Here is a 20,171-nt window from a genome sequence, read left to right as displayed (position 1 = left end):
CTTTTATTATAATAAGTTTCGTTGAGAAAGTATATTATTATAAAAGCGTCTTTTTATACCATTAGCACATTGAATTCCAGACTGTATCGTACCTTCCATATAGCCAACATTAAGACCAAAATCGGTCCAATCACCTGCAAAAAAAAGGTTTTTATATCCCGTTTCATCAGATTTGATCCTAAATTGATTAGTACCGGGTCTACCTAAAACATATTGCATTGTAGGGTCATCATTGATTTGAAAAAACTGATCGTCAAATTTTTCAGACAGAGTCTCTTTGTTCGAACATAGAAGATTGTAATCAAATTCGTCATTTTTTATTGCATTTGGCCAAAACCATTCCATATTAGAGTTCATCCACTTATGCGTATGATTTTTTAGAGCAGGAATTCCATGATTTTTTACTCCTGTATTTTCTGGCCATACACCACACCAATAAGAAATTTGATGGGGTTGATGATTTTTCCAGTTTTCGATCTTTTCGAGATAAGACATAGATGTCCAGCTATATAAATAATCTTCATAAATAACTGTATTGGCATATTGTCCTTCTTGCATACCCCATTGCCCGTGATCAAAACCAAGTTCTTTATCAGTTTTATTTAGCCAAAATTGAACATTTAAAGTTGGAGTAGTTGCAATGTTATCTACCATATTTTTCCATTGCAGATTTTTAGAAATAATATCTTTGGCGATATATTTTATGGGTTGTATTGAGGTTGCTAAAATTATTAGGTCAAAATCTTTTCCTTTTTTTAGAATTTTAGAACCCACAGGTTTCCAATCTGAGAAACTTGATTCTAAATTTATATTTTCTTGTTCGATACGTTTTGCTTGTACCGGATCTATTTGGCTTAAATCGGGTTCAGAGGTCCATTGATGAATCCCTTTTTGAATAATGAAAGGATTATATTCTGAAATTTCTTTTTTTAAATCTACTTGAACATCAATTTCAATTTCCTGAATATTTTCGTTATCAGAATATGCGATTTTAGTAGCCTTATGAAAATATTCAAATTTAACTCCTCTATTTTTTAACACCAATGTTAATGGAGCTAAAAAAGTGCCTCCTGTACCGGCAGCCAGGTACCAAACAAAACATCCTTTATAATTAGATATTTTTGTTACCATTTTTACACCTATATCGGCTCCAATCTTACCTTGTTCAATAGTGCCGTTACCACCATAAACATTACCAAATGTACCATAATATATAAATCGTACAATTGAGAATTCTAATAACTCCTTCGAAGCACCGTGTTTGCATAACCATTCCCGAAAATCATAATCATTAATTGCATCCCAATTGTAAATACCTGTTTTAGAATCATAAACATCTGTGTAGATACCTTCTATACATACTAAACCAAGTTCAATCATTCTTAAGACCCTTCTCAATTTTTTGGTTTTGTTTCCACAATGTTTGGCTCCTATTTGAAAAAAGTTCTTTAATCCTCTATAAATCTTAACTAATAGGTTAATAAAAATAGATTTATTTTTCCTGTACCGATATGTGGTCAGTTTTACAATAATCAATTCTAAACTTTTGGATACTTTTCCTAAAATGCGATTTGTAATCGTATTAGATTGGTTTTCTGGATTCTTTTCTTCTCTTTCAGGCACATTAACCTTAAAAAACATTTTTTGAAGTACTTTAGAAATTACTTTCTTTTTCCCATTCTTTTTCTTTTGAAAAGGTGATCCGACTAAGGTTGCTATCAAAATACCTAATCCTTCTTTAATTAAGGTAAAAAAATCAGTTTGTATTGCAGTACCTGGAGTATAGGTATTATTAGGAAAAACCATGGTCCAATTATGCCAGGATTTATTTTTTTTATCATACTCAGTATTAAAAGTATACGGATTAGGAATAAATGCATCTCGCCAAGATTTAAATGGGGTATCAGGAGCTAAATTATTTTCTTCAATCTCTTTATAAACTTCTTTAACCATTCTAAAAGCATTGTGATACCAACCTTGAAAGATATGAACTCCAACTTCTTCTATTCTACCATTTTTTCCTAAGCCTGTAGCAGCTTTTCCTCCGCATCGCCATCCCATTTGATAAATAGTAATGTCATATTTATCTTGCCAGTTGTCTTCGTTAGTTAGTTCATAGGCACTTGTTAGTCCAGCAATACCTCCTCCTAAAATACTTATTTTCTTTTTCATTATAAGTTTATAACCGAGCTACAGACTCTTGATTTATTATTGACATCCAATACATTATAAATTCTGTTCTTTCTGTAATTCCTATTAGTTCTGCAGCAAACTGGAATAACTTTTTTTCATTCTTATCAATAACATATTTATTAACAAAAGTTCTGATATGATGCTCTAAAAAAACTTCATTAGAACTATAATTTTCTTGCGTTAACGGATAACTAATTGGGTATAATTTCTGCCTTCTTGTTATAATTTTAACTGCTGGTAATATGGGATTAGCAAGAATTTTTCCTAATTTACCAAAAGCAAATTCTTTTCCTTCAACCATTGCTTGGGCAAACAAAACTCGCATCAAAACATCCTTAATAAAGATTTTTTCATAATGTGACTCTATTTCAATTTCCTTACTAAACTGAAAACATGCATTGATTACACTTCCATTATGCGCTTGATACCAAGATTTTGAATCTGGTTTATTAAGATAATTTAACCAATTTTTAACGGACTCTGAAATCGATTTACAATTTGATTTTGTTTCAAAAAGCAATCGAGCAAATTCACTGTCATGAATTATTTGCATATTCATTTTCCTCCACCAAACACTTCCTTTTTTATGAATATCATCGACATCATTTAGAACACCTCTCTTAATTTCCCATTCAATAAAATCTATCTCTGATTGACCATAACCATATTTAGCTAGTTTAGAGAATCCATACTTTAGATAAAACTTCTTTCTTAGGTTTAATCTACCCTCTGGAGAATTTACTACGGTTGAACAGATTAAATCTATTTCTTCTTTTAAAGTTGATATAGAATTCATTAAAAAGACTTCATTGTTTTAAACGATCTGTTTTTATAGAAAAACATTAAAAGTATAGAAAATATGACAATGAAAGGAGATAAAATAGCTATTTAAATTTCGTATAAATACTTCAAAAAATATCGAATTAATAATAGTAGTAAAACAGACATCAAACCAGTTTTTTATATATTAAAAAATAGGGTAGAAGTAGATTTATTTATAAGAGAAGTCACAAAAAATATTAAAGAACTGACTAAAGTGTTTTCATATATTAAAAGTAGAGCAAATATGTTTTATTCGATAATTATAATGAATTTCGTAAAAAATTAACATTTTTTCATAAAAAAACGTATTATATGCTATTTTTTTTCGATTATTGCAAATAAAAATACTATGCATGAATAATATGTTTAAATAAATAAATTCACACTAACCCTTAAAACTTTAAAATGAAAACTCAACTAACGTTTACCAAAAAAACTTTATGGCTTTTGATTTTTACATTTGTTACTACTGTCGCCATACATGCCCAACAAGTAATAAATACAACATTGCAACATGATGGAAAAACAAGACAATATCGTCTTTACATTCCTGCTAGCTATGACGCCTCTAAACCAGCACCTCTAATTCTGAATTTTCATGGTTTTACAAATAATATTAACGTACAATATAACCAGAGCGATTTTAGACAACTTGCAGAAGACAATCAATTTATTTTTGTTACACCACAAGGTTTAGGTTTTCTTGCTGGATGGGCAATAAACAATAACTTTGGTGGCAACGAAGATGATTTAGGATTTTCAAATGCTTTAATTGATAAAATTGAAAGCGAGTTTAATATCAATCCGAAACGTATTTACGCTACTGGTTTTTCTAATGGTGGTTTTTTTAGTTATAGACTGGCTTGCGAATTAAGTCCACGAATTGCCGCCGTAGCTTCTGTAGCAGGTAGTATGACACGACGATGGATAGACCGAAATCAATGTCAACCACAGCATCCAACTGCTGTGTTGCAAATTACGGGGACTAGAGATAATACTATTTCTATAAACGGTAATGGATCTAATGAACCAATACAAGATGTTATGGAGTACTGGTCTGCGAATAACAATGGTGACGCTACACCAGAGGTTATTCAATTAGGTGGTGGATCAACACGATCTATTTGGGATAACGGCGATAATGGTGTCACAGCAGAATTTATTAGAGTCCAGGGTAAAGGACATAGCTGGAATGGAGGAAATGTAAATACTTCTGAAGAAATATGGAAATTCTTTTCTAGATTTGATATTGATGGAGAAATAGGTACAAATCCAAATCCAACGGCATGTACTACTACTATAGAATCGTTCCCGTATAACGAAAGTTTTGAAACTAATCTTGGTGCTTGGTCTAATGCGACCTCAGGAGATGATATCAATTGGACAAGAGATTCTGGTGGTACTCCTTCTAGTCAAACGGGTCCTAGTAATGGAGCTGATGGTGATTTTTATGTTTACGTAGAAGCTTCAGGAAATAATTCTGGATTTCCTAACAAAAGCGCTATCCTTAATTCGCCTTGTTTAAACTTTACTAGTTTAACTACACCAACTCTTACATTTCAGTATCATATGTTTGGTAGTGCAATCAATAGCCTGGAAGTAGAAGCCAGAACAGATAATACCGGTGCTTGGACAACTGTTTTTAGTAAAAATGGAACACAAGGTAACAACTGGATTGCTACAGATGTTGATCTTGCAGCATACGCAGGAAATGCAAGTGTACAATTACGTTTTAATGTAGTAACAGGTTCTGGTAATAGTGGATGGCAAAGTGATATAGCAATAGACGCAATAAGTATCCAAAACGGATCAGGGGGTGGACCAGATCCAGTTTGTGAGGCATTAAATTTTAACGATTTTACAATAGATCCTTTTACTCAAGATAGAGCAGGTGATTTCTCTATCGGTAACAGCGGTAATGCCTTAACACTAACAAATAATACTTGGAAATACATTTTAATGAATTATGATGTTACCGCAAATACAGTAATTGAATTTGATTTCAGTAGTACAAATCAAGGAGAAATACATGGATTAGGTTTCGAAGACAACAATTCGTTAACATCATCTCGTTATTTTAAAGTACATGGTACTCAAAATTATGGAGTAACTAACTATGATAACTATTCTTCGGGCACTACTAAATACATTATCCCTGTTGGAAACTTCTATACTGGATCTATGGACAGATTAGTATTTATTAATGATAACGATGCAGGATCTGGAAATAACTCTACATTCTCTAATGTTAGGATTTATGAAGGTACTTGTGGAGGAGCTTTAATTGCACAAATACCTAGTGATTTTGGTAAGGTAACTCCAATTTTAGGTACAGATGATGAAGAAATATCTTCTTTTGCAACATTATATCCTAATCCAACAAATGATCAATTTTCTCTTAATATAAGTTCTGAAAACACTAAAAATACGATCGTAAAGATATTTAATACTTTAGGACAAAAGGAATATGAAGCAAAATTAAAATCTGGAATAAATAATTTCTCTGCCAATAGCTTAGAACTAAGTTCTGGAATTTATATTGTAAAAATCAAATCTGAAAGAAGTGAGGAAATAGTTAAAAAACTAATCATTAACTAAAAAAGAATAAATTTATACTATAAAGATGCTTCGGTTTTGTACCTGAAGCATCTTTTATTTATGGTAAAAGAAAACAACCTTCTAAAAATTAGAAGGTTGTTTTTTTAACAGAAACATTTTAATCTGTGTATTTAATACAAGTCTGAATTATCTTCAAACAAGATTTTACTAATTCACTAATAGATTTAATGTACGACTTGATCCTGAAGGATCTAAAATTCTTACCAAATATAATCCCGTTTCAATTCCAGAAACATCTATAGTCACAGTATTTGTACTTTCTTTTACTAACTGTGATTTTATTTTCTTCCCGGTAAGGTCTGAAATAGTTATTAAATTATCCTTTAAACCTGTCTGATTTAGTATAGAAATTTTTTCAACTGCAGGGTTAGGGAACATTTTAAAAGATATTTGATCATCTTTAGCTGTTGATACTTTAGGGTCGCAAATAGGAGCTGTTTCAGTATTGCTAAAATAAATACTATATCCATCTGCAACTAACACAAAGTTTCCATTATCAATAGCTGCAAAGTAATCTCCATCCAATCCAGTTATACCTGAACCAGTTATAGAAATTCCAGGGTTCGCTTCATTAAAACTTTGAACATTTTCTGAGAAATTAATATACCATGGTGCTACATTTAAGTCAAATGAAAATTGATACAAACCATTGTTTGCTAAATCCCAGTTTACAGTAAACTTGGTAACACTTTCCATATTTGGACCACCGGTACCTAAAACATGAACATTATTGAACGAAGTGAATATTGTTTCTAAAGGTGCACTTAATGGTGTTTCAAACGCACAATCACCACTTGGAGGATTTACTACAATATCACCATCAACTACTAATGAAACTGAAGCCGTAGCAGCACCACCTTTTCCATCACTTATGGTAAGGGTTGCAGTGTATTCTCCTGCAGAATATGTATGAGTAGATATTGGTTCTCTTCCAAAAGTTCCATCACCATAATCAATATTAAATGTTAATGGATCTCCATCAGCATCAGTAGATCCTGAGGCATCAAAACTTACTTCGAATGGGTCTGTTCCCGTTAAAGCAGAAGCAATAAAAGAAGCTACAGGAGCACTATTTGTAGGAGGAGTTGTTACACCTTCACAATCAGGGGCTGTACTAGAAGTACTGAAGTAAATAGTAAAACCTTCAGTTTGCGAAACCATAACAAAGTTACCATTATCAATTGTTACAGCATAAGTGCCATCTAGACCTGCAAAACCAGTACCAGTAAGCGTAATTTCTGGATTAGCAGCATTAAAAGTATATGTTGCACTTTCTAATAAATTATTCCACCAATTTGGTATACCGTTATTCGTATTTATGGATAATTGATATAATCCATTATTAATAGCATCCCAGTTAATTGTAAAGTCAGTTACCGTGCTTAAATCAGGACCACCGCCACCTAGAACATATACGTTACTAAATGAAGCATTTATTGATGGTAACGCTGTTTGTAATGGAGTGTCAAAAGGACAAGGAATTTCTTCACAATTTGGATCTACAACTAGACTAATCGTCTCTACAGAGCCACTACTAAACTCACCATCACTTACAGTTAATGTAACAGTAGCGCTATCTAAACTAGCATAAGTATGAGAAACATTAACACCTTGAGCTGTAGTTCCATCTCCAAAATCCCATGTATATGTCAATGTATCACCATTTGGATCAGAAGAATCAGAGGCATCAAAAGTAACATCAGGACCTCCACAACGGCCATTATCAGTAATAAATTTAGCAACTGGTGGTTGATTAGGTAATGATGTAGTTCCAAAATCAACATCACTTGTAGAATAAAAAGCTTCTGGGGTAAGTGAACGTTGCCAAATACTATAGATTACATGTTTACCTGTTCTTTGTGGTAATACAACATCTATATTATCGGTTGCGGAAGCCGGCCTTGGGCCTGTACGTGTTAGAAGTTCTAAGCTATCCCAAGTAAGCGGTTGATCTGGTGTCCAATCTGCTTTTGTTATATATACATCATAATACAAAGTTTGATGTGGTGCTGTATTGGTCCAAGTAACGGTGTAAGGACCTGGAGTAACCTGTGTCGTAACCCAGTCATTTCTTACTTGATCTAATCCACCGTATTTATCAGGTCGTCCTGCACTGGCTAGATTACCGTCTGCAATAATTTCTCTATGTCTACCACCCGCATCCATTCTTGCAACTTCGTTCCAGTCATAGAATGCCTGTGTTCCCCAACCGATAATTGATGCTTCACAAGCAGGAGAATCAGGGCTTTGGGGATCTTCTTGAAAACAAATCCACACACGACTAGGTGGGTTTGTTACAGTACCATGAGTAAAAATGGATTGAATCGGAGCTAATAAAAAGGTGACGCAGACCAAAATATGAGTAAGCCATCTTTTAAATGGGATGATAATCCCAAGTTGAGTTTTGTTAGTTAGTTCGGTTTTTTTCATACTACTAAGATTAAGTTAAAAATTATGTGTGAAAATCAAATTCAATCAATACCAAGGTATTAATCATTGAGTTGGTTATTATTTTCTACAAAATTTTCTAGGGGAATAAGAGGTTCATGAATCCCTATTATAGTATAACAACTTAAAAGTACAAACTCCTTTATTAAAAAGGTAATTTTTTAACAGATAACTAAAAAAACACTTAAATTTTTAATAGAATGATCTAATTCGTTTTTCTATTTAGCTTATAATCAGGAAGAAAAAGAATTTTTCTTTACAAAAAAATGAAGAATTATATTTTGAGGGTAGTATATGCTATGACTCTTTTTTTAAAATTTCAATATGTCTCTCAATACGTTTGATTTCTTCAGGCAAAGTACCTTTATAAACACCTCGTATATGGCCGTCCTTATCTACTAATATTAAATTTTCGGTATGTATAAAACCATTTTCGTCATTCGTTTCGTTATAAATTTCGTCAGCAAAATAAGCCTCTCTTGCTAATTTGTATATCTTTTCCTTCTCACCAGTCACCAGATGCCATTTTTTGGGATTTACATCTCTTAAATCACCATATTCTTTTAAAACCTCTACTGTGTCATAACTAGGAAAAACAGTATGAGAAATTAATTTAATTTCTTCATCCTTAGAATAAATATCCTGTAGCATATGCATATTATTAGTAAGCTTTATACAAATACTTGGGCAAGTAGTAAAAAAGAAATTAGCTACATAAATATATCCCTTAAAATTAGTGTTTGTTACCTCGTTACCCAATTGATTTGTAAACTTGAAGTCCGGAATCTTGTGAAACTTTTTTAGTTCATCTTCGCTTGATAACCAGGTAGGAGTAAAGTCAGAAGTGTTATAATACGGTAATTTATCAATTTTAGTAGTTGTTTCTTGTTTGCAGGAAATAAAAAAACTTCCTAAAAAAATTATCAAAATGCTTATTTTTTTAATCAACATAGTTATCAGGTTTACAATTTATGGATCCAATTAAGCCAAAACGTTCACCATTTATGACAAGGTAATTTGCTATAATTTTACCTTTAAAATCCCACTTTTTTTGTGTGCCATCTTCCTTGCCATTGGTAAAGTTAAACTCTTTGGCTAACTGCCCATTACTATACCATTCTTGTTGCATTCCGATTTGATTTCCATTATCATCAAAATGATAAACGAACTCTAGTTGTCCATTATCCCACCATCCTTTATGAGTTCCGGATTTTTTACCGTCGGTATAAAAGCGTACTGCTGCTAACTCACCGTTGAAAAAGAACTTTTGTTCTTTACCATGCTTCTTTCCATTCAAATATGTTATTCTATTCACAATAAGTGTATCAATTTTAGAAGAAAGTGTTCCTGAATAGGGCATATCTTTATAATACATCACCCCATTAGCTAGAGCCAAATCTTTATCATTGATATTCAGATTATTTACCTCAGAATCACAAGTGTTAAGAAAAAAAAGAAAAAGTAAATATCTTATTTTTAGAATAGGATACATTAAAAGGTTGAGTTTTTTAGTCGGTTTATTAAACTAAAAATACAATTTTATATTATACCGTTTTGTAACTTTTTTATGAATCAAGGTTTTGTAATTATAATTTCTTATGTTAATTTAAATTCTATGTTTGTCAAGAAAAATTGGTGTCATTTTATGTATTCATCCTTAAATTAAGAACTAATAAAAAGAATGTTGCATTAATTTTTGGTGTAAGGAATAAAATTGGACCATTCCCAAGGGGTATAAATATCCGCTAATGCAATCTCTAATAATTCTTTATAAATACTTTCTCCGTTATCACTATTAGTCATGATCAATATTCCTTTACCAGCTTCTGGAAATAAAATTGAATAATGTTGAAATCCATCACCATGTCCGCCTTTAGTCACAGCTTTACCGTAAGGTGTATCAAAATTTAGCCAAGTTAACCCACAACTCAAGTTAATAGCATCATATTTATTGGTTGGTGTTTTAGAATTAGGACCAAAATGTGCCAAAGATCTAATTCTAATTTGAGAGCTAAACATTTCATTATAAGATTCTGTATTTAGAATTTGTTTGTTCAACACAGCCGTTAAGAATTTTGTATAATCACTTGCTGTGGTTTCAAGAGTACTGGCAGATCTGGGTTCATTATCAATATCTTTATCATAGACTTTGCCTTTTGTAGTATGACCATGAGCAAAATCATTCATAAATCTTGGTTGCCATTGGTATGATGTATTGTTCATTTCTAAAGGTTTAAAAACAAGTTCTTGAGCTAGTTCCTCAAGAGGTTTGTTTGTGAGTTTTTCTATAACCACTTGTAGATATACTAAGCCCTCGCCACTGTAGAAATATTTAGAACCTGGTTCAAAATTCACTCTTAATTTTCTGTCAGTTTCAAAAAATCTCCAGTTATTAAACCCAGCGGTATGTGCTAGACACATTCTTGCTGTTATTTTATGATATAAACTATCTGTTTTTAAATCTGAATAGTTATCATGCCAACGAGTTTGTGGCTCATATTCATAAATTTTCTTTGGTAAATACGATTCAAGGGGTATGTCTAAATCAATTATATTGTTTTCTACTAATTTCATAACAAGTAAGCCAAAGACAGCCTTGCTTAAGGAAGCACCATAGATATTAGTAGAATCTGTAAGAATAAGTTGTTTCGGGACATTTTTGTATCCAAAAGTATTTTGATAAATAGGTTTTTTATGATTAAATACTGTAACAGCCATTCCATGCACTTGTGCGTCTTTTATAAGTTGGTTTATTTTCTTAGTTAAAGAATCTTTAGAAATATAGCTTCCATCTAAACGTTCTATAGTATTGATATTTGTTTGATTACAACTAGTAAAAAATAATAGTCCAATAATTACCAAACTAGATAATATTGATGATTTATTTTTCTTTTTTTTTCTTATGAATGGAAATGACAATGGGTAAAAGCATTTTTGGGAGCTTGTCACTTTTATGATATTAATAAGCATAACTAAAATTCCAAATGGAATGACCGCAATAAAAAGGAAAAATCCCCATTTTTCAATAGTTACTAAAGCAATTAAGCTTAAAAGGTAAAGAAAAGTCATACTAATTTGAAAATTAATGATTTTCCTGCCATGCGTATCGTAAATACTGTTGTCTTCTCTTTTATGAATCCATAGAAATAGTGGAAGTAAAATATTAGAAAGGGGAATAATGAATCCTAAAAAAGGTGTGCTATGTAGTAAAACAAGCCACTTCTTTTGTATGTCTTCTTCTTTAGGGTTTTCTAAAACAATAAGATCATTAACTTCTATATCTAAAGCATTAGCTAGTAGTTTTATTGTTTGTAAATGTGGATTTACATCTCCTTTTTCTATACGTTGAATGGTCCTTACGGTGACTTGGGTACTTTCAGACAATTGTTCTTGTGTGAGTCCTTTTAATTTTCTTTGATAGATTAAATTTTTTCCGATTGAACTGGTTTTCATGTTTTTCGTTTTTTTGATACTACAAAGTTACGATCACGCCCATGTTTTTATAACGACATTTAGATGTCACCTTGATGTCATTTGTAAGTTTAATAGGCAATTTCATTAAAAATACTGCTAATTTTTGCACTCATACCAATTAGATATCAAATAATAGAAAATCTATTAATCATAATACATAATAGTTATTTCATGATTATTATTTTTACAAACTTCTTACATTTTAGTTATCAATTTTTCAGTTAAATTCATAGTTTTGCGTATATGATACGCCAAAATATTAAAGTAGCAGTAGACGCAGTAGTCTTTGGGTATAAGAACAAATCCCTTAATGTATTATTAATTAAAAGAAATATAGATCCTTTTAAAGATTCTTGGGCATTACCTGGCGGTTTGGTTTTAGAAGATGAAAGTCTAGAACATGCGGTAGAACGTGAACTGAAAGAAGAGACTAATGTAACTGTTGATTATATGGAACAGTTATATTCATTTGGACAGCCAAATAGAGATCCTAGAAATAGAGTAATTAGTATTACATATTTTGCTTTAGTAAAACCAGAACATCATGAAATTAAAGCAGATACCGACGCTAAAGATGTTGCTTGGTTTGATATCCAAAAGCTCCCTGAATTAGCATTTGATCATAAAATAATACTAGAGAAAGCAAAAGAAAGACTCCGCAATAAACTAACATATGAACCTATTGGTTTTGATCTGTTAGACGACAAATTCTTATTTTCTGATCTGGAAAAACTATATATGACAATTCTTGAGAAACAAATTGATCGTAGAAATTTCAGAAAAAAAATACTTAGCTTTAATATCCTCGAAGAATTAGACGAAAAGGTATCCGAGGGTAGAGGTAGACCAGCTAATTTATTCCAATTTAATAAAAAACAATACTTTACACATAAAAAGAAGGATTTCTTTTTGATATTAAATAGCTGATTTTAAAGCTCTAACAAACATTATCGAAGGGTTTTAATTTATTTAATGTGTTTTTTACGCAAAATATTTGGTGGTTTCATTCATGAAACATAAATTTGCGTAAAAATAACACAATAATAAAATGAGCCATAGTACTAATTTAAATACCAATACCATATTTATTAATGGCGAATTTTATCTGACAATACTTAAGAAATAAAAAAATCCAGATGAAATATTTACATTTAGATCCTTCGTTCGCACCATATGATAAATCAATAGATTTTGAATCATTTACCTTTACAGGGGGAGAACCACATATAAAAATTCTAGAACAAGGTTTAGAAGATGCAGTTACAATTACACACCGTATTAACTCATTCAATGATTTAGGCCTATTGTTAGTAGCTACAGACGCGTTACGCAGAATGGGTGTAAAGGTGATCAATGCTTTTATTCCGTATTTTCCTGCAGCAAGACAAGATAGAGTTATGGTTCCAGGAGAATCATTAAGTGTTAAAGTATATGCAGATATCATCAATACTCAAAATTACAATCAGGTAACCATTTTTGATCCACACTCTGAAGTAACTCCCGCATTACTAAACAATGTAAAAGTGATTCCGAATTATGAGTTTATAAAAGAAAGCATAAAAGAGATTAACGAAGAAGTAGTTTTGGTTTCTCCTGATGGAGGAGCTTTAAAAAAGATTTATAAAGTATCTGAGTATCTTGGTGGCATTGAGGTCATAGAATGTTCTAAAAAAAGAGATGTTAAAACTGGACGATTATCAGGTTTTAGAGTATATGAAGAAGATCTTAAAGAAAAGCACTGTTTGATTGTTGATGATATATGTGATGGGGGAGGTACTTTTCTTGGATTGGCAGAAGCCTTAAAACAAAAAAATGCAGGTACACTAAGTTTAGCTATAAGTCATGGAATCTTTAGCAATGGTTTTGAACAACTGGGAAAACAATTTGATGCCATTTACACTACAAATTCGTGTAAAGACATTGATCAAGAAGTAATAACTCAAATACCTGTACTATAATGAAGGTAATACAAGCGACAGAGAAATTGGTCATAGAAGGTAAAATCAGTGTTTTTCTTGCAGGTAGTATTGAAGGGGATACAGCTATACGATGGCAGGATAATATAATTGAAAAATTATCAGAAGAAAACGTAACCTTATTTAACCCAAGACGATCAAGTTGGGATAATAGTTGGAAACAAGAAATTAGTAATGTTCAGTTTAAAGAACAGGTAACTTGGGAACTAGAAGCATTAGAACAAGCAGATATGATCATAATGTATTTTGATCCATCGGCAAAATCTTCAATATCTTTACTAGAATTAGGATTGTTTGCCAATAGTGGAAAACTTATCGTATGCTGTCCTGATGGTTTTTGGAGAAAAGGAAATGTGGATATTGTTTGTGAACGCTATGGCGTACAACAAGTAAGTAAATTAGAACATTTAGTTCTAGAAATTAGAAAGAAACTGAAATGAAGTATTCATTACAAAATACAAAAGAACGATTTAACAAAGGAAAAAGTCTAAAATACCTTTTCTTTTGGGGACATACACCAAACAAAGATGGAAGTATTGGTAAGAGTTGTTTTAGTCAATGGTGGCCTTCTTCTTTTGAAGTTGAAAGTGTTAGTTATAAAACTACAGAACATTGGATGATGGCTGAGAAAGCTCGGTTATTTGAAGATCATAAAGTTTTGGAAGAAATAATTGTTTGTAATCATCCTATGGAAGCAAAACAATTGGGTAGAAAAGTAAAAAATTTTGATCCAGTGATTTGGGATCATCATAAATATGAAATCGTAAAAAAAGGGAACTTATATAAGTTTTCTCAACATGAAGATTTAAAAGAGTTCTTATTAAATACAAAGAAAAGAATTTTAGTAGAAGCTAGTCCTAGAGATAGAATTTTGGGGTATAGGGATGGGGCAGAGTAACGAAAACGCTCAAAATCCTAATTTATGGAGAGGAAAGAACCTTCTGGGTTTTGCCTTGATGGAAGTGAGAGATGAGTTAAAATAAGTAAAATGAAATTACAATTAAAAAAATATATAGAACAACAAAATGACTGGCCGCAAAGTGGTTATCATATAATGGCACAATATAATGAAGAGAAGATTATAGTCTATCAATCTTATCGACCAGATATTGGGAGTTTTGCAGTAAAAAATCAATATTTTGGTGGTGAATTTAGCTTAAATCGAATGACTTGGATCAAACCAAATTTTTTATGGATGATGTTTCGTAATGGGTGGGGAACAAAAGAAGGACAAGAAGTTGTACTAGCAATACACCTTAAAAGGGAAGCTTTCGAAAATTATGTGCAAAATGCGGTGTATTCTTCTTTTAAACCAGGATTATATGAATCATATAATGCTTGGCAAGAAGATATACAAAAATCTAATGTTCGATTACAATGGGATCCAGATCATGATCCTTATGGAACTAAATTGGATCGTAGAGCTATACAAATTGGTTTAAGAAATGAATTTATAAAATCTTATGCTAAGGATGATATTATCCAGATAGAGGATATTTCAGAATTTGTTAAAGAACAATATGAGTTTGTAAAATCAAATGATTTAACAGCGTTATTAATTCCTAATGAAAAGCCGTTAATTTTTCAGAATGACGACTTGAATAAATATTTAATGTTGAAATGAAAAGGATTAATTATTTAAAAGGAGATGCTACAGCGCCTCAAGCTAAAGGAGTTAAGATCGTAGTTCATATTTACAATAATTTGGGAGGTTGGGGTAAAGGTTTTGTGTTAGCAATTTCTAAAAGATGGGCCGAACCAGAGAAATCGTATAGACAATGGCATCGTAATAGAGCAAAAAATGATTTTGAATTAGGAGCAATTCAAATCGTAAAAGTTTCTGAATATATTTACGTAGGTAATATGATAGCGCAACAAGGAATGAAAACGGGTAGTAATGGTGTACCTATTAGATATGAAGCAGTTAAAACTTGCTTAGAAAAGATAGCCCTAGAAGCGGAAAAGCTAGATGCGAGTATACATATGCCAAGAATAGGATGTGGGCTCGCCGGAGGAAAATGGCAAAGAATAGAGCCAATAATTGAAGAAACTTTATTGATGGATGACTTAGATGTATATGTGTATGATTTTAATTGAATATTATGTTTGGAAGTAGAAAAAGAAAAGGAGACGTGAAACCTAATTTGGTGTATAAATATAGAGGAGGTGAATTTTCGAGAGATCTGGAATCACTTGAAAAAAATTATTTCTGGGCTTCTTCAATTGCAGAATTGAATGATCCTTGTGAAGGGATAAATAATTGGGATAAGTTTCGTATTCAGTCTAATTTAATTGGGAATTTCATTGGAACAGAGCCAAAAGAAAAACTATCAAGATTTAATAAATCTGTTGAAAAACTAATATCTACTTGTTCAAAAGCAGGTATTTATTCAGTTTCTACTACTTATGAAGATGAACTTTTATGGGCTCATTATTCAAATGCTCATAAGGGATTTTGCATAGAATATGACTTAGATATTTTATTAGAAAGTTATCAGTCTAACAGAGTATTTTCCTTTCCTATTACTTACAATAGTGAACCTCCAAATCTCTCTTTCATTGAGGTCGGAGTGGAAAGAAATAAATTGATTCAAAAAATATTAGGATTTAAGTCGAATAGATGGGTGTATGAAAATGAGTATAGAATAGTTACTGATTTATGGGGTAAATATAGCTATGATTTTAGAGCTGTAAGATCAATCTATTTTGGTTTAAGAATGGGTGAGGAACAGAAAGAAAATATTATGAATATCTTAAAGGGAAGAGGAGTGAAATATTTTCAGATGAAATTACATCCTGAGTCTTATAATTTTTTTAGAGAAGAAGTGTTAGATCCTAACGGGAGTAGATTAAGTTATTTGAAATATATACCCGAATTCATTATAGGTAAGAAACAGGTTGGTTTCAAAATTAGAGAAAAAGATTATCTGAGATTAAAAAAAAGAGGAAACATAAAAATAGAGATTGAATCAGTAATTTCACATGAAGAACTAATAAATTTTGCAACATTTATAAAGGATAACCTTTTCCAAGAAGCAGAAAGAATAAATATGTTTTATGATGTTAAAGATAAAGAGGATATAGGTATTGTTTGGGCTACTTCACATTTCAATGAGGGCGAAATAAAAGTTCATATTAATGAATCTATCTAATCAATTTTTGAATTCCATCTTTCTTGATTATAATAAAAGTTTAAAATGAAAACAAATCATAAAAATACAAGCAAATTTTTAAGCCTAATTTTAAGACATAATCCTGCCAAAATAGGATTACAATTAGATGATAATGGATGGGCCGATGTAACAGAATTACTATCAAAAAGTAAAAACCATAGCCCTAATTTAGACATTGATTTATTAAAAGAAATTGTTCAGAATAATGATAAAAAACGATTTGCCTTTAATGATGATCAATCTAAAATTAGAGCAAATCAAGGACATTCTTTAGACATTAATTTAGGCTATATACCAAAACAACCACCAGAGTTCTTATATCATGGTACTGTTTCTAAATTTATAGATGCCATCAAAGAAAAAGGAATATTAAAAATGAGTAGACATCATGTACATCTTAGCCAAGACAGAGAAACAGCGATAAAAGTAGGATCAAGAAGGGGCAAACCCATTGTTCTTACTTTAAGGTCCGGAGCAATGCATACAAATGGTGTAGAATTCTTTCAGTCAGATAATGGTGTTTGGTTAACCGATCATGTTTTACCAGAGTATATTGAGTTTAAAAATTAAAAGAATGATCAAAAAAATTGAATTACATCCTGAAATTTTTATGGTTAAAAATTTTCTTTCAAAACAAATGTGTGATCATTTTATAGTGAAAGGAGAAAGAGTTTCTTTTAAAGAAGCCAAGGTCAATATTGATGGCAAGCAAGTTATGTTTAAAGGTATTCGTAACAATAAGCGTATTCTGTTTGAAGATATAGATCTAGCGCAAAAGATCTGGCTACAAATACAACCCCACGTAAAACAGGTTTTTGATGGCTATAAAGCTATTGGAATAAATGAGATGTTTCGAATTTACAAATATGAAAATGGTGAAAGATTCAAAATGCATAGAGATGGTAAATATGAACGAAACACGAAAGAACGTAGTTTTTATTCATTTCTGATATATTTAAATGAAGATTTTGAAGGAGGGGAAACCTATTTTGAAGAAGGAATTACGATAAAGCCCCAAATTGGCGATGCTTTATTATTTCATCATCCTTTACGACATGAAGGCAAACCAATTATTTCAGGAATTAAATACGTACTGAGAACTGATATAATGTATCAATTACAATGAGAACACTGGTAATTGGGGATATACATGGGGGATATAAAGCTTTACTTCAAGTGCTAGATAGAGCCAAAATCACCTCTGGGGATACTCTGATTTTCTTAGGAGATTATGTAGATGGTTGGAGTCAATCTGCCGAAACTATAGAAAAACTAATAGAACTATCGCTATCCAATAACTGTGTTTTTATAAAAGGTAATCATGACCTTTGGTGTGGATTATGGTTAGAAAGAGGCACAACTAATCCTGTTTGGTTAGCACATGGTGGGCAAGAAACTATTCAAAGTTATATCCGTACAGGTTATGTAACCAAAGACACACACAAAAGATTTTTCAACAACTTACAGGATTATTATTTGGATAAAAATAATCGTTTGTTTGTACATGCAGGTTTTACATCTATGCATGGAGTAGGTAAAGAAGAATATGAATCTAATTATTATTGGGATCGAACACTTTGGGAAGCCGCTATGCTTGCTGCTAAGGTAAATCAAGAAACCTTGAATTCTTATCCCCCAGAAAGATTTAAACATTATTCTGAAATTTATATTGGTCATACACCCACTACAAATTATGATCAAACCACCCCAATCAAGGCATATAAACTCTGGAATATCGATACAGGAGCTGCTTTTACAGGTAAACTAACAATCCTTGATATCGATACAAAGAACTATTGGCAAAGTGATGTGCTACCCATGTTGTACCCAGAAGAAAAAGGTAGGAATTAAAGGTATTACAAGGTTAGAACTTATTTTTATGTAAAAAACACGCAAAATATAGTGTTAGTTTAAAAGAAGAATTATATATTTGCGTATAAATAACGCAATATATATTATAAATGAATCCATTACTATTAACAGACGGTTATAAATTAGGTCATAAAGAACAATACCCAGAAGGAACAACAGTCGTATATTCTAACTGGACTCCTAGAAAGAGTAGAGTAGAAGGTATAGATAATGTAGTCTTTTTTGGGTTACAATATTTTATTAAAGAGTATTTAATAAAACGGTTTAATAAAGATTTTTTTAATCAACCAAAAGACATAGTAACCCTAGAATATAAAAAATATGTAGATAACTATTTAGGTATCGATTACAACATATCACATATAGAAGCATTGCACGACTTAGGCTATTTGCCAATTCAAATTAAAGCACTACCCGAGGGAACTGAAGTACCTATTAGAGTTCCTATGTTTACCCTAGTAAATACTAAACCAGAATTCTTTTGGTTAACAAATTACTTAGAAACCTTGCTGTCAAGTGTTATCTGGCAACCCTGTACTTCCGCTACTATTGCTAAACAATACCGAAAGATATTAACTCAATTTGCTTCTCAAACAGATAAAGAAAATTCAGAATTTGTTACTTGGCAAGGTCATGACTTCTCTATGAGAGGAATGTCTGGAACCGAATCTGCAATTTTAAGCGGAATGGGGCATGCGTTATCTTTTTCTGGTAGTGATACACTTCCTGTTGCTAAAGCATTCGAAACTTTTTATAATACAGATGTTACCAAAGAACTAGTGATCGGTAGCGTAAATGCTACAGAGCATAGCGTAATGTGTGCTGGTAGTAAAGATGATGAAATAGGCACATTTAGAAGATTATTAGAAACCTACCCAACAGGTATACTATCTATAGTTTCTGACACTTGGGATTTATGGAAGGTACTTACCGAGTATTTACCAATATTAAAAGAAGAAATTCTAGAACGTGACGGTAAGTTAGTCATTAGACCTGATTCTGGAGACCCCGTAGATATCATATGCGGATGTGCACACGAAAACCCAATAGTATCAAAAGGAGTTATAGAATTATTGTGGGATGAATTTGGCGGCACTATAAATAATCAAGGATACAAAGTTCTAAATCCAAAAATTGGAGCAATTTATGGTGATAGTATAACAATAGACAGAGCTACGCAAATCTGTGAACGTCTTAAACAAAAAGGGTTCGCTTCTACAAATGTGATTTTGGGGATTGGTAGTTTTACTTACCAATATAATACTCGGGATACTTTTGGATTCGCAATGAAAGCTACTTATGTCGAAGTTAATAATGAAGGTCGCGAAATATTTAAAGACCCTATAACAGATGATGGTACTAAAAAATCTGCTAAAGGACTAATGCAATTATTCAAAATAGATGGACAAATAACCTTTAAAGATCAAGTGTCTAAAGCAGAAGAGGATTTAGGATTGTTAAAAACGGTCTTTATAGATGGTAAATTGATTGTAGACGATCATCTAACACAAATAAGAGAACGATTAAAGTGTTAGAATGTTTAGAATTAGTTTATCTATCAGGTAATACTTTCTGTCTATTACTATACTCAGGC

Annotated in this window: 19 protein-coding genes; 13 read left to right on the top strand and 6 right to left on the bottom strand. The window is 31.6% G+C overall.

What is annotated here, in order from left to right:
- Positions 1–6: 6 nt before the first annotated feature.
- Positions 7–2,172 carry an FAD/NAD(P)-binding protein gene (locus D1816_RS04175; protein WP_118501297.1) on the bottom strand — a complete coding sequence of 722 codons (2,166 nt, stop codon included), beginning with the start codon at positions 2,170–2,172 and terminating at the stop codon, positions 7–9.
- Positions 2,173–2,179: 7 nt separating this feature from the next.
- Complete coding sequence (locus D1816_RS04170) at positions 2,180–2,989, bottom strand: hypothetical protein (RefSeq protein ID WP_118501296.1); 810 nt, start codon at positions 2,987–2,989, stop codon at positions 2,180–2,182.
- Positions 2,990–3,420: 431 nt separating this feature from the next.
- Here D1816_RS04170 and D1816_RS04165 point away from each other — a divergent pair, with 431 nt between their 5' ends.
- Positions 3,421–5,613 (top strand): T9SS type A sorting domain-containing protein, encoded by a 2,193-nt coding sequence (locus D1816_RS04165; RefSeq protein WP_118501295.1) that lies wholly within the window; start codon positions 3,421–3,423, stop codon positions 5,611–5,613.
- Between the two features lie 168 nt (positions 5,614–5,781).
- On the opposite strand, the gene D1816_RS04160 is transcribed toward D1816_RS04165, so the two are convergent.
- The 4 genes from D1816_RS04160 to D1816_RS04145 all read right to left on the bottom strand — a co-directional run bounded on the left by D1816_RS04160 (position 5,782) and on the right by D1816_RS04145 (position 11,535).
- Positions 5,782–8,064: a lytic polysaccharide monooxygenase gene (locus D1816_RS04160; RefSeq protein ID WP_118501294.1), complete on the bottom strand. Its 2,283-nt coding sequence runs from the start codon at positions 8,062–8,064 to the stop codon at positions 5,782–5,784.
- Between the two features lie 315 nt (positions 8,065–8,379).
- Complete coding sequence (locus D1816_RS04155) at positions 8,380–9,009, bottom strand: SCO family protein (RefSeq protein ID WP_233565320.1); 630 nt, start codon at positions 9,007–9,009, stop codon at positions 8,380–8,382.
- A 13-nt stretch (positions 9,010–9,022) separates the two neighbouring features.
- Positions 9,023–9,574 (bottom strand): toxin-antitoxin system YwqK family antitoxin, encoded by a 552-nt coding sequence (locus tag D1816_RS04150; protein WP_118501292.1) that lies wholly within the window; start codon positions 9,572–9,574, stop codon positions 9,023–9,025.
- Between the two features lie 197 nt (positions 9,575–9,771).
- On the bottom strand, positions 9,772–11,535 hold the full coding sequence (locus D1816_RS04145; protein ID WP_118501291.1) for a serine hydrolase: 1,764 nt from the start codon (positions 11,533–11,535) through the stop codon (positions 9,772–9,774).
- Between the two features lie 264 nt (positions 11,536–11,799).
- Between D1816_RS04145 and D1816_RS04140 the strand changes: the two genes are divergently transcribed.
- The 12 genes from D1816_RS04140 to D1816_RS04090 all read left to right on the top strand — a co-directional run bounded on the left by D1816_RS04140 (position 11,800) and on the right by D1816_RS04090 (position 20,112).
- Positions 11,800–12,483: an NUDIX domain-containing protein gene (locus D1816_RS04140; protein WP_118501290.1), complete on the top strand. Its 684-nt coding sequence runs from the start codon at positions 11,800–11,802 to the stop codon at positions 12,481–12,483.
- Between the two features lie 209 nt (positions 12,484–12,692).
- Positions 12,693–13,514 (top strand): ribose-phosphate diphosphokinase, encoded by an 822-nt coding sequence (prs, locus tag D1816_RS04135; RefSeq protein WP_118501289.1) that lies wholly within the window; start codon positions 12,693–12,695, stop codon positions 13,512–13,514.
- Positions 13,514–13,972 (top strand): nucleoside 2-deoxyribosyltransferase domain-containing protein, encoded by a 459-nt coding sequence (locus tag D1816_RS04130; RefSeq protein WP_118501288.1) that lies wholly within the window; start codon positions 13,514–13,516, stop codon positions 13,970–13,972. Before prs ends, D1816_RS04130 begins: the two co-directional genes overlap by 1 nt.
- A complete protein-coding gene (locus D1816_RS04125) occupies positions 13,969–14,430 on the top strand; it encodes an NADAR family protein (RefSeq protein WP_369887277.1) in 462 nt (153 codons plus the stop codon). Before D1816_RS04130 ends, D1816_RS04125 begins: the two co-directional genes overlap by 4 nt.
- Complete coding sequence (locus D1816_RS26265) at positions 14,417–14,515, top strand: hypothetical protein (RefSeq protein ID WP_369887276.1); 99 nt, start codon at positions 14,417–14,419, stop codon at positions 14,513–14,515. Before D1816_RS04125 ends, D1816_RS26265 begins: the two co-directional genes overlap by 14 nt.
- 5 nt (positions 14,516–14,520) lie before the next feature.
- On the top strand, positions 14,521–15,156 hold the full coding sequence (locus D1816_RS04120; protein WP_118501287.1) for a DUF4291 domain-containing protein: 636 nt from the start codon (positions 14,521–14,523) through the stop codon (positions 15,154–15,156).
- A complete protein-coding gene (locus D1816_RS04115; protein WP_118501286.1) occupies positions 15,153–15,629 on the top strand; it encodes a macro domain-containing protein in 477 nt (158 codons plus the stop codon). The genes D1816_RS04120 and D1816_RS04115 overlap by 4 nt, the downstream gene beginning before the upstream one ends.
- 5 nt (positions 15,630–15,634) lie before the next feature.
- Positions 15,635–16,684, top strand: a complete 1,050-nt coding sequence (locus D1816_RS04110) for a DUF2971 domain-containing protein (RefSeq protein WP_118501285.1) — start codon at positions 15,635–15,637, stop codon at positions 16,682–16,684.
- 45 nt (positions 16,685–16,729) lie between these two features.
- Positions 16,730–17,275 carry an RNA 2'-phosphotransferase gene (locus D1816_RS04105; protein ID WP_118501284.1) on the top strand — a complete coding sequence of 182 codons (546 nt, stop codon included), beginning with the start codon at positions 16,730–16,732 and terminating at the stop codon, positions 17,273–17,275.
- Between the two features lie 4 nt (positions 17,276–17,279).
- Positions 17,280–17,831, top strand: a complete 552-nt coding sequence (locus tag D1816_RS04100) for a 2OG-Fe(II) oxygenase (RefSeq protein ID WP_233565319.1) — start codon at positions 17,280–17,282, stop codon at positions 17,829–17,831.
- Entirely contained in the window at positions 17,828–18,556 is a 729-nt protein-coding gene (locus tag D1816_RS04095) for a metallophosphoesterase (RefSeq protein ID WP_118501283.1), read from the top strand. The genes D1816_RS04100 and D1816_RS04095 overlap by 4 nt, the downstream gene beginning before the upstream one ends.
- A gap of 110 nt (positions 18,557–18,666) precedes the next feature.
- A complete protein-coding gene (locus D1816_RS04090; protein ID WP_118501282.1) occupies positions 18,667–20,112 on the top strand; it encodes a nicotinate phosphoribosyltransferase in 1,446 nt (481 codons plus the stop codon).
- Positions 20,113–20,171 lie beyond the last annotated feature (59 nt).

The organism is Aquimarina sp. AD10 (assembly GCF_003443715.1).
GTDB classification, from domain to species: domain Bacteria; phylum Bacteroidota; class Bacteroidia; order Flavobacteriales; family Flavobacteriaceae; genus Aquimarina; species Aquimarina aggregata.
The sequence above is the reverse complement of the archived record's forward strand: the minus strand, read 5'-3'. Positions and strand labels throughout refer to the sequence as shown.

Excerpts from the sequence above, each read along its gene's own strand:
- D1816_RS04110 (WP_118501285.1), top strand. The coding sequence starts at position 15,635 with ATGTTTGGAAGTAGAAAAAGAAAAGGAGACGTGAAACCTAATTTGGTG.
- D1816_RS04090 (WP_118501282.1), top strand. The coding sequence starts at position 18,667 with ATGAATCCATTACTATTAACAGACGGTTATAAATTAGGTCATAAAGAA.
- D1816_RS04120 (WP_118501287.1), top strand. The coding sequence starts at position 14,521 with ATGAAATTACAATTAAAAAAATATATAGAACAACAAAATGACTGGCCG.
- D1816_RS04175 (WP_118501297.1), bottom strand. The coding sequence starts at position 2,172 with ATGAAAAAGAAAATAAGTATTTTAGGAGGAGGTATTGCTGGACTAACA.
- D1816_RS04100 (WP_233565319.1), top strand. The coding sequence starts at position 17,280 with ATGATCAAAAAAATTGAATTACATCCTGAAATTTTTATGGTTAAAAAT.
- D1816_RS04130 (WP_118501288.1), top strand. The coding sequence starts at position 13,514 with ATGAAGGTAATACAAGCGACAGAGAAATTGGTCATAGAAGGTAAAATC.
- D1816_RS04105 (WP_118501284.1), top strand. The coding sequence starts at position 16,730 with ATGAAAACAAATCATAAAAATACAAGCAAATTTTTAAGCCTAATTTTA.
- D1816_RS04125 (WP_369887277.1), top strand. The coding sequence starts at position 13,969 with ATGAAGTATTCATTACAAAATACAAAAGAACGATTTAACAAAGGAAAA.
- D1816_RS04140 (WP_118501290.1), top strand. The coding sequence starts at position 11,800 with ATGATACGCCAAAATATTAAAGTAGCAGTAGACGCAGTAGTCTTTGGG.
- D1816_RS04160 (WP_118501294.1), bottom strand. The coding sequence starts at position 8,064 with ATGAAAAAAACCGAACTAACTAACAAAACTCAACTTGGGATTATCATC.
- D1816_RS04165 (WP_118501295.1), top strand. The coding sequence starts at position 3,421 with ATGAAAACTCAACTAACGTTTACCAAAAAAACTTTATGGCTTTTGATT.
- D1816_RS04170 (WP_118501296.1), bottom strand. The coding sequence starts at position 2,989 with ATGAATTCTATATCAACTTTAAAAGAAGAAATAGATTTAATCTGTTCA.
- D1816_RS04150 (WP_118501292.1), bottom strand. The coding sequence starts at position 9,574 with ATGTATCCTATTCTAAAAATAAGATATTTACTTTTTCTTTTTTTTCTT.
- D1816_RS26265 (WP_369887276.1), top strand. The coding sequence starts at position 14,417 with ATGGGGCAGAGTAACGAAAACGCTCAAAATCCTAATTTATGGAGAGGA.
- D1816_RS04095 (WP_118501283.1), top strand. The coding sequence starts at position 17,828 with ATGAGAACACTGGTAATTGGGGATATACATGGGGGATATAAAGCTTTA.
- D1816_RS04145 (WP_118501291.1), bottom strand. The coding sequence starts at position 11,535 with ATGAAAACCAGTTCAATCGGAAAAAATTTAATCTATCAAAGAAAATTA.
- D1816_RS04115 (WP_118501286.1), top strand. The coding sequence starts at position 15,153 with ATGAAAAGGATTAATTATTTAAAAGGAGATGCTACAGCGCCTCAAGCT.
- prs (WP_118501289.1), top strand. The coding sequence starts at position 12,693 with ATGAAATATTTACATTTAGATCCTTCGTTCGCACCATATGATAAATCA.